The 13,141-nt window shown below is 64.6% G+C and carries 15 protein-coding genes and 1 tRNA gene; 11 read left to right on the top strand and 5 right to left on the bottom strand.

Features of this window, described 5'->3' with window-relative positions:
• Nucleotides 1-161: 161 nt before the first annotated feature.
• The 3 genes from CK219_RS14985 (at nucleotide 162) to CK219_RS14975 (ending at nucleotide 4,077) form a co-directional block, all read left to right on the top strand.
• Nucleotides 162-1,565 (top strand): lipopolysaccharide biosynthesis protein, encoded by a 1,404-nt coding sequence (locus tag CK219_RS14985; protein WP_095767507.1) that lies wholly within the window; start codon nucleotides 162-164, stop codon nucleotides 1,563-1,565.
• Complete coding sequence (locus CK219_RS14980; protein ID WP_095767506.1) at nucleotides 1,565-2,845, top strand: GNAT family N-acetyltransferase; 1,281 nt, start codon at nucleotides 1,565-1,567, stop codon at nucleotides 2,843-2,845. Before CK219_RS14985 ends, CK219_RS14980 begins: the two co-directional genes overlap by 1 nt.
• Before the next feature lie 71 nt (nucleotides 2,846-2,916).
• Nucleotides 2,917-4,077 (top strand): YncE family protein, encoded by a 1,161-nt coding sequence (locus CK219_RS14975; RefSeq protein WP_095767505.1) that lies wholly within the window; start codon nucleotides 2,917-2,919, stop codon nucleotides 4,075-4,077.
• A 100-nt stretch (nucleotides 4,078-4,177) separates the two neighbouring features.
• Here CK219_RS14975 and CK219_RS14970 read toward each other — a convergent pair.
• Nucleotides 4,178-4,262: transfer RNA gene (locus CK219_RS14970), tRNA-Leu, on the bottom strand.
• 332 nt (nucleotides 4,263-4,594) lie between these two features.
• Here CK219_RS14970 and CK219_RS14965 point away from each other — a divergent pair.
• Nucleotides 4,595-5,185 carry a YqaA family protein gene (locus CK219_RS14965; protein ID WP_095767504.1) on the top strand — a complete coding sequence of 197 codons (591 nt, stop codon included), beginning with the start codon at nucleotides 4,595-4,597 and terminating at the stop codon, nucleotides 5,183-5,185.
• 23 nt (nucleotides 5,186-5,208) lie between these two features.
• Complete coding sequence (locus tag CK219_RS14960) at nucleotides 5,209-5,727, top strand: disulfide bond formation protein B (protein WP_095767503.1); 519 nt, start codon at nucleotides 5,209-5,211, stop codon at nucleotides 5,725-5,727.
• 162 nt (nucleotides 5,728-5,889) lie between these two features.
• Here the strand turns inward: CK219_RS14960 and CK219_RS14955 are convergent, their stop codons facing one another.
• Nucleotides 5,890-6,447, bottom strand: a complete 558-nt coding sequence (locus tag CK219_RS14955) for an HNH endonuclease (protein WP_095767502.1) — start codon at nucleotides 6,445-6,447, stop codon at nucleotides 5,890-5,892.
• 111 nt (nucleotides 6,448-6,558) lie between these two features.
• Complete coding sequence (locus CK219_RS14950) at nucleotides 6,559-7,218, bottom strand: DNA-3-methyladenine glycosylase (RefSeq protein WP_095767501.1); 660 nt, start codon at nucleotides 7,216-7,218, stop codon at nucleotides 6,559-6,561.
• Between the two features lie 91 nt (nucleotides 7,219-7,309).
• On the opposite strand from CK219_RS14950, the gene gluQRS reads away from it, so the two are divergent.
• Nucleotides 7,310-8,176 (top strand): tRNA glutamyl-Q(34) synthetase GluQRS, encoded by an 867-nt coding sequence (gluQRS, locus tag CK219_RS14945; protein WP_095767500.1) that lies wholly within the window; start codon nucleotides 7,310-7,312, stop codon nucleotides 8,174-8,176.
• Nucleotides 8,177-8,180: 4 nt separating this feature from the next.
• On the opposite strand, the gene CK219_RS14940 is transcribed toward gluQRS, so the two are convergent.
• Nucleotides 8,181-8,438, bottom strand: coding sequence for a hypothetical protein (locus tag CK219_RS14940; RefSeq protein WP_245340483.1), 258 nt, complete (start codon nucleotides 8,436-8,438; stop codon nucleotides 8,181-8,183).
• A gap of 183 nt (nucleotides 8,439-8,621) precedes the next feature.
• On the opposite strand from CK219_RS14940, the gene CK219_RS14935 reads away from it, so the two are divergent.
• Complete coding sequence (locus CK219_RS14935; RefSeq protein WP_095767498.1) at nucleotides 8,622-9,512, top strand: DMT family transporter; 891 nt, start codon at nucleotides 8,622-8,624, stop codon at nucleotides 9,510-9,512.
• Between the two features lie 151 nt (nucleotides 9,513-9,663).
• Here CK219_RS14935 and CK219_RS14930 read toward each other — a convergent pair whose 3' ends face one another.
• Nucleotides 9,664-10,515 carry a YihY/virulence factor BrkB family protein gene (locus tag CK219_RS14930; RefSeq protein ID WP_095767497.1) on the bottom strand — a complete coding sequence of 284 codons (852 nt, stop codon included), beginning with the start codon at nucleotides 10,513-10,515 and terminating at the stop codon, nucleotides 9,664-9,666.
• Between the two features lie 58 nt (nucleotides 10,516-10,573).
• Here CK219_RS14930 and CK219_RS14925 point away from each other — a divergent pair, with 58 nt between their 5' ends.
• Genes CK219_RS14925 through CK219_RS14910 form a run of 4 tightly spaced genes read left to right on the top strand, consistent with a single transcriptional unit; the run spans nucleotide 10,574 to nucleotide 13,084 of the window.
• Nucleotides 10,574-11,440 carry an SDR family oxidoreductase gene (locus tag CK219_RS14925; protein WP_095767496.1) on the top strand — a complete coding sequence of 289 codons (867 nt, stop codon included), beginning with the start codon at nucleotides 10,574-10,576 and terminating at the stop codon, nucleotides 11,438-11,440.
• Between the two features lie 25 nt (nucleotides 11,441-11,465).
• A complete protein-coding gene (locus CK219_RS14920) occupies nucleotides 11,466-11,657 on the top strand; it encodes a twin transmembrane helix small protein (protein ID WP_095767495.1) in 192 nt (63 codons plus the stop codon).
• Nucleotides 11,658-11,677: 20 nt separating this feature from the next.
• Complete coding sequence (locus CK219_RS14915; protein ID WP_095767494.1) at nucleotides 11,678-12,259, top strand: cob(I)yrinic acid a,c-diamide adenosyltransferase; 582 nt, start codon at nucleotides 11,678-11,680, stop codon at nucleotides 12,257-12,259.
• A gap of 21 nt (nucleotides 12,260-12,280) precedes the next feature.
• Nucleotides 12,281-13,084, top strand: coding sequence for a rhomboid family intramembrane serine protease (locus CK219_RS14910; RefSeq protein WP_095767493.1), 804 nt, complete (start codon nucleotides 12,281-12,283; stop codon nucleotides 13,082-13,084).
• Nucleotides 13,085-13,141 lie beyond the last annotated feature (57 nt).

The raw sequence follows: 13,141 nt of genomic DNA, 5'->3' as shown, positions 1-13,141 counted from the left end.
TGAGAGGTCTGCGTTCCCTGGAACACCCCTCATCCGTCGCCTTCGGCGACACCTTCTCCCACAAGGGGAGAAGGAAAAGCCCGCACCCCACCCATCCTTTCTTAAGGTGTTTCGGATAGACCGAAACCTTGGAAAGAGGCGGAAAACGGAGAGTATTCGGGGTGCGCTTTTCCGCGGCAACGACTGCCGGGCGGTTCCTGCCGCAGCGCTGGGCGCTGCGCATGCGGCCATTGCTTGGCCGCATCGATGCCGTGCTGTCCACCGCCGACGAGCGCGGCGAAGCCGGGCGCATGTCGCTGATCGCCTTCTCCATCCGCATCGTCAGCGCCTTCATCGCCTTCGTCAGCCAGGTGCTGATGGCACGCTGGATGGGCTCGTTCGAATACGGCATCTCGGTGCTGGTCTGGGTGACGATGGTCATCGTCGGCAATCTCGCCTGCCTCGGCTTCCACACCTCGGTCATCCGTTTCATTCCCGAATATCGCGAGCGCGGCATGCTGGCCGAGCTGCGCGGCATCGTGCAGGCGAGCCGCCTTTTCGTGCTCGTCGCCTCGACGCTGGTGGCAGGCCTCGGCGCGCTTGGCGTCTGGCTCGCCTCGGATTGGATCGAGAACTACTACGTCATCCCCTTCATCCTCGGCGTCATCTGTCTGCCGATGATCGCGCTCGGCGATCTCCTGCAAGGGCTGGCGCGCGCCAATTCCTGGGCGCTGCTGGCGCTGTCGCCCACCTATCTGGTGCGGCCGGTGCTGATCCTGGCGTTCATGGCGCTGATGCTTGGCCTGCACTATGTGCCCGACGCCAAGACCGCGATCTTCGCCTCCATCGCCGCAACCTATGTCACCACGCTGGGTCAGTTGATGGCCGTCACCTCGCGCATGGAGAAAAAGATCCCGGCCGGGCCGATGGCGGTGCATTTCGGCCAGTGGATCCTCGTCTCGCTGCCGATCTTCCTGGTCGAGGGCTTCTTCTTCCTGCTCACCAATGCCGACGTGCTGATGGTGGGCGCCTATCTCGACCCCAATGACGTCGCGGTCTATTTCGCCACGGTGAAGACGCTGGCGCTCGTGCATTTCGTCTATTTCGCGGTCAAGGCCGGCGTTGCACAGCGCTACGCCCAGTTCACGCATGGCGAGCCGCATCGGCTCGCCGCCTTCGCCCGCGAGACCGTCTCCTGGACCTTCTGGCCCTCGCTGCTGATGGCGCTCATGGTGCTGGCGCTGGGCGAGCCTATGCTGGTGCTGTTCGGTCCCGAATTCGCCGCCGGCTACCCGCTGCTCTTCCTGCTGGTGCTGGGCGTCGTGGCGCGCGCCGCCGTCGGCCCCTGCGAAAGCCTGCTCACCATGAGCGGCAACCAGAACATTTGCGCCGCCGTCTATGCCATGACGCTTGCGCTCAACATCGGCCTCAACGTGATCCTCATTCCGCTGTTCGGCCTCTGGGGCGCGGCAATCGCCACCAGCCTCGCCATGGTCTTCGAGGCCAGCGCGCTCTCCTTCACCGTCTGGCGCAAGCTCGGCATCGTGATGGCGATCTTCGTGCCCGCAAACAAGGAAGTCGCCTGATGGCCGCCGTCCCGTTGCTCGAAGAGACCAGCGGCGGCACCGCCGGCGCCATGGTTTCCAACCTTGCCGGCCTGGCGCGCGAGGTCGACCCCGCCCATATCGAGCTCTTCGCCAGCAACAGGCCGGAGCGCAAGCTCGCCATCTACCCGGCCTCGGCCGGCTTCGACCTTGTCGAGGAGCTTGACTATCTCAGCGCCCGCACAATCGAGCCGAACGTCTTCTTCAACCCGCGCTTCCTGGCGCCGGCGATGCCGCGGCTGGAAGACCGCGAGGTGCGGCTGGCCGTCATCCGCGACGGCGACGAATACCGCAACCGGCTGCGGCTTCTGGCGCCGTTCTCGGTCGAGCGGCCGGCGATCCCGCTCGGCGTCCCGGTGATGCGCGCATGGTCGAGCCCGTTCGGCCCGCTCGGAACGCCGCTGGTCGATCGCGACGATCCGGTCGGCGTCATCGAGGATTTCTTCTCGATGCTGTCGCGGCCGCATCTCAAGTTGCCCAAGGTTTTCGTGCTGCCCGATATGCGCCTTGACGGTCCGGTGGCGAGTCTGCTCACCTCCTTTGCCGACAGCCGCGGCTTGACCATGGTGACCACCGGCAAGGTCGAGCGTCCGGTGCTCGATAGCGACGCCGACGGCGAGGACTACCTCAAGGCATCGCTGCGCGCGCATCACTATCGCGAATTCCGCCGCCTGAAGCGGCGTCTCGCCGACCTCGGCAAGCTGGAGCACACCGTGGCGCGCGGGCCGGACGAGATCCGCCACGCCATCGAAAGCTTCCTGACGCTGGAAGCGGCCGGCTGGAAAGGCCGCGAGCGCACCGCGATGGCGATCGACCGCTACCGCGCCGCCTTCGCCCGCGAGGCCGTGCACAGGCTGGCCGAGCAGGACATGTGCCGCATCCACCTCTTGACGCTCGACGGCCGCACCATCGCCTGCCTGGTCGTCTTCGTCGAGGCCGGCGTCGCCTATACCTGGAAGACGGCCTATGACGAGGCGCTCTCCGCCTATTCGCCGGGCACGCTCTTGATGATCGAGGTGACCAGGCAGCATCTCGACGATCCCAACATCGTCATGACCGATTCCTGCGCGGTTCCGGACCATCCGGTGATGAGCCGTCTGTGGAGCGAGCGCAAGCCGATGGGCACGCTGGTGATCGGGCTGACGCCGGACGCCGACCGGCTGGCCCGTCAGGCCGCCTCGCAACTGCATCTCTACCGCGAGACCCGCAACATGGCGCGCATCCTGCGCAACCGCATGCGGAGCCTGCTGAAAAGACGCTAAATGGGCGGCGAGACACCGGCTATGGCTTGCGGCGGCCGGACCCGGCCTGCCTTCACCACAAAGCACTTCAAATGATCGATATCGTCCTGCGCTTCGCCCGCCTTTGTGCGCCGCTTGTCCTGCTCGCCATGTTTCCGGCTCGAGCCGTGGCCGACACCTGCCCGGAGGATTGCAGCGATCCGCCCCCTCCCCCGGTCAACATCTACAGCCAGACCACGGCCGGCCATCTGAGCCCCGCCACCGCCGGCGCACTGCCACGCGTCTATGTGCCGAACCGCTCCTCCAACTCCGTCTCGGTGATCGACACCGTCACCTTGAAGGAGGTCGGCCGCTTTCCGGTCGGCAGCAAGCCGCAGCATGTCGTGCCGTCCTGGGATTTGAAGACGCTGTGGGTCGCCAACAACGGCACCGGCAGGAACGGCAGCCTTACGCCGATCGACCCGATGACGGCCAGGCCCGGCCAGCAGATCCCGGTCGACGACCCCTATAATCTGTATTTCATGCCGGACGGCAGCGCGGCAATCGTCGTCGACGAGGCGATGGAGCAGCTCGATTTCCGCGATCCGACGACCATGGCGTTGAAATCCAGCCTGCCGACGCCGACTTGCCCGGGGATCAACCATGCCGACTTCTCTGCCGACGGCTCCTACGCGATCTTCACCTGCGAATATGGCAACGGCGGCCTGGCCAAGATCGACCTGAAGAACCAGAAGTTGCTCGGCCATCTCGACTTCTCCAGGATGGGCATGCCGCAGGACATCCGCCTATCGCCCGACGGGAAGGTCTTCTACGTCGCCGACATGATGAATGACGGCGTGTTCCTGGTCGACGGGGACAGTTTTCGGGAAATCGGCTTCATCCACACCGGCATCGGCGCGCACGGCTTCGTCGTCAGCCGCGACGGCAAGCGGCTCTACGTCTCGAACCGCGGCTCGCACAGGATGGAGCAGGGCAAGGCCAGGGGCCCGGGCAGCATTACGGTGATCGACTTCGCCACCCGCGCCGTGATCGCGCAATGGCCGATCCCCGGCGGCGGCAGCCCCGACATGGGCAATGTCAGCGCCGACGGCAGGCAGCTATGGCTGTCGGGCCGCTTCGACAGCGAGGTTTATATGATCGACACCACCAGCGGCGCCGTGACGAAAATCCGCGTCGGCGCCGAGCCGCATGGCCTGACGGTGTGGCCGCAGCCGGGGCGCTACTCGCAGGGGCATACGGGGAATATGCGGTAGGGCATTCGGGATGGCCTGCCATGCGAAGCTCGTAGGGGCAATGGCCTGCCACCCGAAGCAAAAAGGGTGGCCTGCCATGCGAAGCTCGCAGAGCGAAGAATGGTGCCCCTAGCCGGGATCGAACCAGCACTCCTTGCGGAACTCGATTTTGAGTCGAGCGCGTCTACCAATTCCGCCATAGGGGCTCAGGCCGGGCGGCCTGGATGGGCGCGGACTATACGGGCGGATGGGTGTTCGTCAACTGGCCTGTTGCGGATTTGCCGGCGCCGCTTCGGCCAAACAGCATCCGGCGGTCTTGTAAGGACCGCCGCCATTGTGCGCCGCAGGAAATCTTTCTAGAGAGGCGAATGTTTAAGGTGCCCGGTCGATAATGGCGGCTGCGGCGCTTTGGGTCCTTGTTTCGTCCGTGCCGGTGGCCGAAAACCGCTGCGCCGTTTGGGCGACATGCATTAGGTAATTCCAGGAAAAGCGCAGCGGTTTTCCGTCCGGAATTGTGTCAATCGCATTAGGAGAGCCGATGCTTCGCGGACTTTACGACTGGACCCTGTCGCTGGCGGCGCGCAAATCGGCCGAATGGTGGCTGGCCTTCATTGCCTTCGTCGAAAGCTCGGTCTTCCTGGTGCCGGCCGACGTGCTCTTCCTGCCGATGGCGCTGTCCAAACCCCAGCGCGCCTATCGCTATGCGCTGATAGCCACGGTCGCTTCGGTCCTGGGCGGCGTCGCCGGCTGGTTCATCGGCCACTATGCCTATGAGGCGGTCGCCAAGCCGGTGCTCGAATTCTACGGCAAATATGACGAATTCGAGCGGTTGCGCACCTCGTCCGGCGTCGGCTTCATCATCCTGATGCTGGTCACCTCGGGCGCGGCCCATCTGCCGCCGATCAAAGTGGTGACGATCCTGTCGGGCGTCATCGGCGTCAATCTGTTGCTCTTCATCGGGCTCGCGATCGTGGCGCGCGGCGCGCGTTTCCTGCTGCTTGCCTGGCTGCTTCGCCGCTATGGCGAGGAGATCAGAGAGTTCATCGAAAAGCGCTTGGGATTGATTGTCGGCGCCGGCGCCACTGCCCTGATTTTGCTCTATATCCTCGTCAGATACGCCCACGGATAGCGACGCAACAACGGACCCGATAGATGACCGCGACCATGAATGCCGATACCGGACGCCAGCGCATGCGCGCGGCGCTCTTTCTCGCCGTCGCCATGGCCGCGACGGTCGGCTCGGCGCTCGCCTTCCAATATATCGGCGGCTACATCCCCTGCCATCTCTGCCTGGAGCAGCGCACGCCCTACTATATCGGCGTGCCGCTGATGGTGCTGGCGGCGATCGCCTCGATGCTGCGTGCGCCGGCCTGGGTGACGCGCGGGCTGCTCGCGATCGGCGGCTTGCTGATGCTCTACGGCCTCTATCTCGGCGTCTATCATTCGGGCGTCGAATGGGCATGGTGGCAAGGTCCGGCCGACTGCACCGCCGGCGCCGGTCCGGTCGACACTGGCGGCAAGGGCGTGCTCGACGCGCTCGACAAGTTCGTGCCGCCCTCCTGCGACAAGGCCGCCCTTCGCATCCTCGGCCTGTCGCTCGCCGGCTGGAACGCCATCGCCAGCCTCGTCCTCGCCGCCGTCGCCTTCCGCAGCGCGCTCGCGCGGGACTGAGCCGGCACCAAAGCGGCGGCGCGAGATCGTTCACAGAATTCGGCAGGATGAGTCGTTTGAAGTGAGCGTCGAGAACCGGAGCGGAGCGTACTTACAGTACGTGAGCACCGGAAGCGCAGACGCTTGCTTCAGACGGCCAGCCTCCCGAATTCTCGAACGATCTCAAGGTTCGAGTTCGACATCCCAGTAGAGATAATCCATCCAGCTTTCATGCAGATGGTTGGGCGGGAACAGGCGGCCGTTGTTGTGCAGGTCGTGCATGGTCGGCTGATAAGGCTTTTGCAGCGGCCACATCTTGGCCTGGGCCGGCATCATGCCGCCCTTGCGGAGGTTGCAAGGCGAGCAGGCGGCGACGACATTCTCCCACGTCGTCGCTCCGCCGCGATGGCGCGGGATGACATGGTCGAACGTCAGATCCTCGGGCGTTCCGCAATACTGGCACTGGAAGCGGTCGCGCAGGAACACGTTGAAGCGCGTGAAGGCGGGATGCCTGGACGGCTTCACATAGGCTTTGAGGCTGACCACGCTCGGCAGCTTCATCGAGAAGGTCGGCGAAGAGACGGCGTGCTCGTATTCGGCGACAATGTTGACCCGGTCGAGGAAGACGGCCTTGATGGCGTCCTGCCACGACCAGAGCGACAGGGGATAATAGCTGAGCGGACGGTAGTCCGCGTTCAGCACCAGCGCGGGAAGCCCATCCGGAGATACGGCAACCGTCACGTCCTTCGCCTCCTTGCTTCTAGAACCGAACGGCGCGGATACTGTAAGCCCGACATGACAGGGATGTGAAGCGGATTGTCGTGCGTCGAAATCGCCAAAACCGCATGATTTTCAGGCTTTTTTTGCCATTTCGACAGTCGGCGCCGCATCCCTGCCCTTCAATTCCCGGTAATAAGCCCAAAAAAGCCGCGACGCGACACCCCGCCATGGGCTCCATGATTCGGCCAGCCGGATAAGCATTTTCTCCGGCGGACGCGGGTCGATTCCGAGCGCATGGCCGACCGCCGTCTGCAAGGCGACGTCGCGCGCGGGAAACACATCCGGGTGCCCGGCGGCAAACAAAAGGTAGCATTCGGCCGTCCATGGGCCGATGCCGGGCACGGCCGTCATCGCCGCGATCGCCTCGCCGGCGTCCAGCGTGCACAGGTGATCGAGATCGAGCCCGCAGGCCACCGCTTCGGCGACGGCGAGCAGCCCGCGCTGCTTCGGCCGCGACAGCCCGGCCTCGCGAAACACGCCCTCGCCGGCGGCAAGGATTGCTTGCGGCGTCAGCGGGTCGACAAGCTTCACCAGCCGCCCGAAGATGGCGTCGGCGCTGGCGCGGGAAACTTGCTGTGAAACGATAATGGAAGCGAGGCTCTGAAAGCCAGGTTCCGACAGCCGCAGCGGCACTTCGCCCGCCCGGCCGCGCACGGCCGCCAGCCGCGGATCGATCCGGCAGAGCGCGTCGAGCCCTGTCGCAATGTCATCCAGCGAGGCGATGCGTTGCACGTTGCTTGTTCCCAGGGCGCCCGCGAAATGGCAATTGATGGCTAACTAGCAACCGGCGGAAGCGCCTTTCAACCCGAATACCGCCCGAGATATGACACTCCTGACATTCCGCTTCGCGCCGAGCCCCAATGGCCAATTGCATCTCGGCCATGCCTACTCGGCTCTGCTCAACCAGCGCATGGCGGCGCAGGTCGGCGGGCGCCTACTGCTGCGCATCGAGGATATCGATGTCCTGCGCTGCACGCCCGAATTCGAAGCCGGCATTTTCCGCGACCTCGAATGGCTGGGATTGCGCTGGGAAGAACCGGTGCGCCGCCAGTCCGAGCATTTCGCCGAATACCGGGAGGTGCTGGACCGGTTGATCGCCGAGGAACTCGTCTATCCGGCCTTCATGAGTCGCGGCGAGATCCGCGCCTTTATCGCCGAGACCGGCGGCCGCGACTGGCCGCGCGATCCGGACGGCGTGCCGCTCTATCCGCCGCTCGACAAGCACTTGCCGATGAAGGAACGCAAGCGGCGGATCGCGGACAACATGCCTTTCGCCTGGCGGCTCGACGTCGAGGCGGCGATGGCGCGCGTCACGGCCGGCCTGTGGGTGGAGTTCACCGACGAGACGATGTCGGCGACGCGAGCAATCGAAGCACAACCGCGGGCCTGGGGCGACGTCATCGTCGCCCGCCGCGACATCCCGACCAGTTACCATCTCGCCGTCGTCGTCGACGACGCGCTGCAGGCTGTCAGCCATGTCGTGCGCGGCCAGGACCTCTATTCGGCGACCGGGGTGCAGCGCCTGCTGCAGCAACTGCTCGGCCTGCCGCAGCCGCGTTATTTCCACCACCGCCTGATCCTCGGTGCGGACGGCAGGAAACTGTCCAAGAGCTTCAAGGACACCGGCCTGGCCTCCCTCCGGGAGGCGGGCATGTCGCCGCAGGACGTCAGAAGATTGGTCGGTTTTTAGCTGGCTAGAAGCGCGCCATCCCGGCCTTGATCAGCGCCAGCACGCTGATGAAGACAAAGGCGCCGCCCAGCCCGCAGGCCACCGCCAGCTTGAGATCGCTCAGGCTGATGCCATGCTTGTTTGCGACCCCCACCGCGACGAAAAAGCCGAAGATGAACAGCAGTGTGTTGCCGGTCGGGCCGAAGCCGCTCTCCCCCATGATCGCGTCGAGCGCCGTGCCGAAGAAGAAGCCGAAGCCGGGGATGATCGCGAAGGCGAACAACAGCCAGGTCGTGTCCAGATGCAAAAACATGCCCCACCATGGCGCGGCGATGCGCCATGCCCCTCTTGGCACGGTTTGATGAATTCAACTTAGCTTATGGATCAACCGTTTCGTTTTGCTTGCGGGATTGAACGGCATTAGAGCAATTGCCGTCATCAACCGTTCATCCCGGCAGCCTCCCCCATGCAGAGCATCAAGCGGTTCATTCCCGCCTCCTTCGTCGTTCTGTGGGCGACCGGCTTCATTGGCGCGCGCTATGCCATGCCCTGGGCGGAACCCTTCACCTTCCTTGCCATCCGCTTCGTGATCGCGGCGGCCCTGTTCGCGGGGCTGACCGTTCTGCTTGGCTCGCGCAAGGCGACGCGCGAAGAGGCGCTGCACGCAACGGTGGCCGGCGTCCTCATGCATGGTGTCTATCTCGGCGCCGTCTTCTGGGCGATTCACGGGGGCATGCCGGCCGGGTTTTCGGCGCTGATTGTCGGCCTGCAGCCGTTGATCACCGCCGTGCTCGCCGGAAAGTTCCTCGGCGAAGCGATCCTGCCGCGCCATTGGGCCGGTCTTGCCGTCGGCCTTCTCGGCGTCGTCATCGTGCTGTGGCCGAAGCTGGGGGCGCTGGGCGGCGGCGTCACGCCGGCGACGCTGACGGCTTCGCTCGTCTCCGTGCTCGGCATGAGCGCCGGCACCATCTGGCACAAGCGCTATGCCTCAGGCGGCGATCTGGTGTCGGCGACGATGTGGCAGTATGTCGGCGGCTCCGCCGTGATGATCCTGGGCTCGCTCGCCTTCGAGACCCGCGCCGTCACCGTCAATGGCGAATTGATCTTCGCCATGGCCTGGCTGGTCCTGGTGCTGTCGGTCGGCGCCATATTCCTGCTGATGGTGATGATCAGGGACGGTGAGATGTCGAAGGTCGCCTCGCTGTTCTATCTGGTGCCGGCCGTAACCGCGGTCATTGCCTGGGCGCTTTTCAATGAGCAGCTCAATCTGCTGCAGATCGCCGGCATGGCGATCGCCACGCTCGGCGTCGCCCTGGCGACGGCGCGGCAGGCGAGGAAAGGGGAACTGGGGAATTGAAGAACTGGGGAACTGGAGAATTGAGGAATTGAGGAATTGAGGAATTGAGGAATTGAAGAAGAAGGGGGGAGCCAAGCGTCGGCGCATTTTCTCCAGTTCCTCAATTCTTCAATTCTCCAGTTCTTCAGTTCCTCTTCTGACCGGCGCCAACTCACCCAACCCGCGCTCGGGCTTCGAGATAACGGCTGATCGCGGCGTTGAGCTCGCCGCCGAGGATGAAGATCGCCGAGATGATGTAGAGGAAGACGACCGCGATCATGATCGAGGCGAGCCCGGCATAGGTCGTCACATAGGACGAGAAATGGTCGAGATAGGTGGCAAAGATCGTCGACCCGACCAGCCAGGCGACCAGCGTGAAGACGATGCCCGGTATGATCGAGACGAAGCGCCGCTTGCCGGCCGGCAGCCAGATATGCACGGAGAACAGCCCGATGACGATGACCGTCGAGGCGATCACGTAACGCCAGATGGTGATCGTGCCCATATACGGCTTGATCCACTCCAGATGCGCCTCCGCCAGCCGTGCGAGCAGCGGCGCGAACACCAAAAGCACGCTGATGGCGAGAAAGCAGGCGGTGGCGATCAGGACGAAGATGATGCTTTGCACCCGGCGGTGGATGATGCCGCGCGTCTCGGTGACCCGATAGGCGCGGTTGAGCGAAGTGCGCAGGGCTTCGATGCCGTTGGAAGCGAAATAGGCCGCAAGCAGCACGCCATAGGTCAGAAGGTCGGTGCGGCGCACCGTGAGCACGTTGAGCACCTCATGCGCGATCGGCTTGGCGATCTGCTCCGGCCATGTGTCGAAGACCAGATGCACGGCCGTGTCGGCGAAGGCGCGCGCGCCGAGGAAGCTGGCAAGCGTGGTGGCGAAGATCAGGAACGGAAACAGTGCCATCAGCGAGGTGATCGCCAGATGGCTGGCCATCGCCCAGCCGTCATCAGTGTTAAAGTGGCCTATCGCATCGTAGAGCACGCGCTTGAGGGCGACGATATTCCGCAGCAAGGGCCTGCGCTCCGCTCGATTGTGTCAACGCCGCGAATATGGGAAGTGATTGCGGTAAATGGCAACCCCAGGTCTCACAACGCGCCCCGCGGCAGAAGAGTTGCGCACCGTCATCGTCACCGGCGCCTCCTCCGGCATCGGCGCCTATTGCGCGCGGGCGTTGAAGGCGGACGGCTGGCGGGTCTTCGCCACGGCGCGCAAGCCGGCCGACATCGCAGCCCTCGAGGCCGACGGCCTGGAGGCCTTCTATCTCGACTATCGCGAGCCCGAATCCATCGCCGCCTTGGTCGATGCAGTGCTGGAGCGCACCGGCGGCACTCTTGACGCGCTCTTCAACAATGGCGCGTATGCCCAGCCCGGCGCCGTCGAGGACCTGTCGGTCGCAGCACTTCGCGAGCAGTTCGAGGCCAATTTCTTCGGCTGGCACGACCTCACCCGGCGCATCGTTCCGGTCATGCGCCGCCAGGGGCACGGCCGGCTCGTCCACTGCTCTTCGATCCTCGGGCTGGCGCCGGTCCGCTTCAGGGGCGCTTATTCGGCCTCCAAGCACGCCATCGAAGGCCTGATGCTGTGCATGCGCCAGGAGCTCGAAGGCAGCGGCATCCACCTATCCTTGATCGAACCGGGACCGGTGAGGTCGAAGATCGCCAGCAATGGCCTGCCCTGGTTCGTGAAGAATATCGACGTCGAGAATTCCGTCCACCGCGCCGATTATCAGGCGCAGCTCGCAAGGCTTCAGGCGGGCGGCAGCGTGTCGAAGCTGAAGCCGGGACCGGAGATCGTGCACAGGGCGTTGCGCCACGCGCTTCTGTCACAGCGCCCGCGCCCGCACTATGTGGTAACGCTGCCGGCCAGGATCGGCGCGGCGCTGAAACGCATCCTGCCGGCCTCCCTGCTCTACCGCGTGCTCGCCAGGCGCGCCTGACCGAACCTGAACCGGAGCCAGCCAGATGCTCATCATCTTCAAGATTCTCGCCATCGTCGCGATGGCCGCCGTGGTGATCGTGCTGGTTCGCGGCCTGATCAACATGATGCGCGGCGGCTCCGGCTTCACCTCGAACAAGCTGATGCAGGCGCGCATCATGCTGCAGGCCGTGGCCCTGGCGCTGCTGTTGCTGGTTGTCTATTTCACGCGCAAATAGAGGATCTCAGAGGGCACGGCGTGGTCAAGCTCAACAAGATCTATACCCGCACCGGCGACGACGGCACCACCGGGCTCGGCACCGGCGAGCGGCGGCTGAAATCCGACCTGCGCGTCGACGCCTATGGCACCGTCGACGAGGCCAATGCCAGCATCGGCATGGCCCGCGTCCACACCGGCGCCGAGCATCCGGCGATCGACGCCATGCTGTCGCGCATCCAGAACGATCTGTTCGATCTGGGAGCCGACCTCGCCGTGCCGGATGACGGCAGGCCGCTGGAATACGAGCCGCTGCGCATCGTCGCGGCCCAGACCGACCGCGTCGAGCACGACATCGACGCGCTCAACAAGGAGCTGCAGCCGCTGAAATCCTTCGTGCTGAACGGCGGCACGCCCGCCGCGGCCGCCCTCCATCTTGCCCGCACCGTGGCGCGCCGCGCCGAGCGCCTGATGGTGGCGCTGGCGCAGGATCCGGCCGAGCATGTCAACCGCGAGGCGCTCAAATACATCAACCGCGTCTCGGATTTCCTGTTCGTCGCCGCCCGCGCGGTCAATGACAATGGAAAGGCCGACGTGCTATGGGTTCCCGGCAAGAACCGCTGAAACCGCAGGCGGGAGGGTCCGATGTTCATCCCGCTTTACGACACCAACAGGCTGCGTCACATCCGGCTGCAATATGTGACGATCGGCCTAATCGTGGCGAACGTGCTGGTCTACTTGGCGACCACGCTCGGCGGTGAGAACTTCACCAATGCCGCGGTTCTCGGTCTCGGCTTCATCCCGTCGGTGGTTCACGACAAGGTCGAGCTCTCGCCCGAATTCGTCGTCATCCCCGAGAGCCTGAGCTACCTCACCTATTCCTTCCTGCATGCCGACATCTTCCATCTCGGCGGCAACATGCTGTTCCTCTGGGTGTTCGGCGACAATGTCGAGGATGCGCTCGGCCATATCCGCTATCTGATCTTTTACCTTGCCTGCGCCATCGCCGGCGCCTTCTTCCAGGGGTTGGTGGCCTGGGATTCGCAGGTGCCGTTGATCGGCGCTTCGGGCGCCATCGCCGGGGTCGTCGCCGCCTACCTGATCCTCTACCCCCGGGTGAAAGTCTGGGTGCTGGCCTTTGCCCGCATTCCGTTGCGCATCCCGGCCTTCATTCCGCTGATCCTATGGATCCTGTTCCAGATCGTGATGTTCGCAGCGGCCGGCGAGGACCAGATCTCCTGGGCATGCCATATCGGCGGCATCATCGCCGGATCGATCCTGGTGCTGGTGCTGCGCAGCCGCGGCGTGCCGCTGCTGGCCGGCGCCGACGGCGAGCCGGACCCGACGCCCAACATCCAGCAGCCGCCTGTTCCTGTCGAGCCGGCCGCGAGCGATCCGGCGCAGCCGGCGGCGCAATGGGGCCGTGGAGCAGCGGCGCCCCGGGACTGAACCGATTTGGGTGCGTCGTGGGATATTGACGCGCCGATTTGTCGCCACTACGGAAAC

Origin of the sequence: Mesorhizobium sp. WSM4313 (genome assembly GCF_002294725.1) — a bacterium.
In the GTDB taxonomy this organism is placed as follows: domain Bacteria; phylum Pseudomonadota; class Alphaproteobacteria; order Rhizobiales; family Rhizobiaceae; genus Mesorhizobium.
The sequence above is the reverse complement of the archived record's forward strand: the minus strand, read 5'-3'. Positions and strand labels throughout refer to the sequence as shown.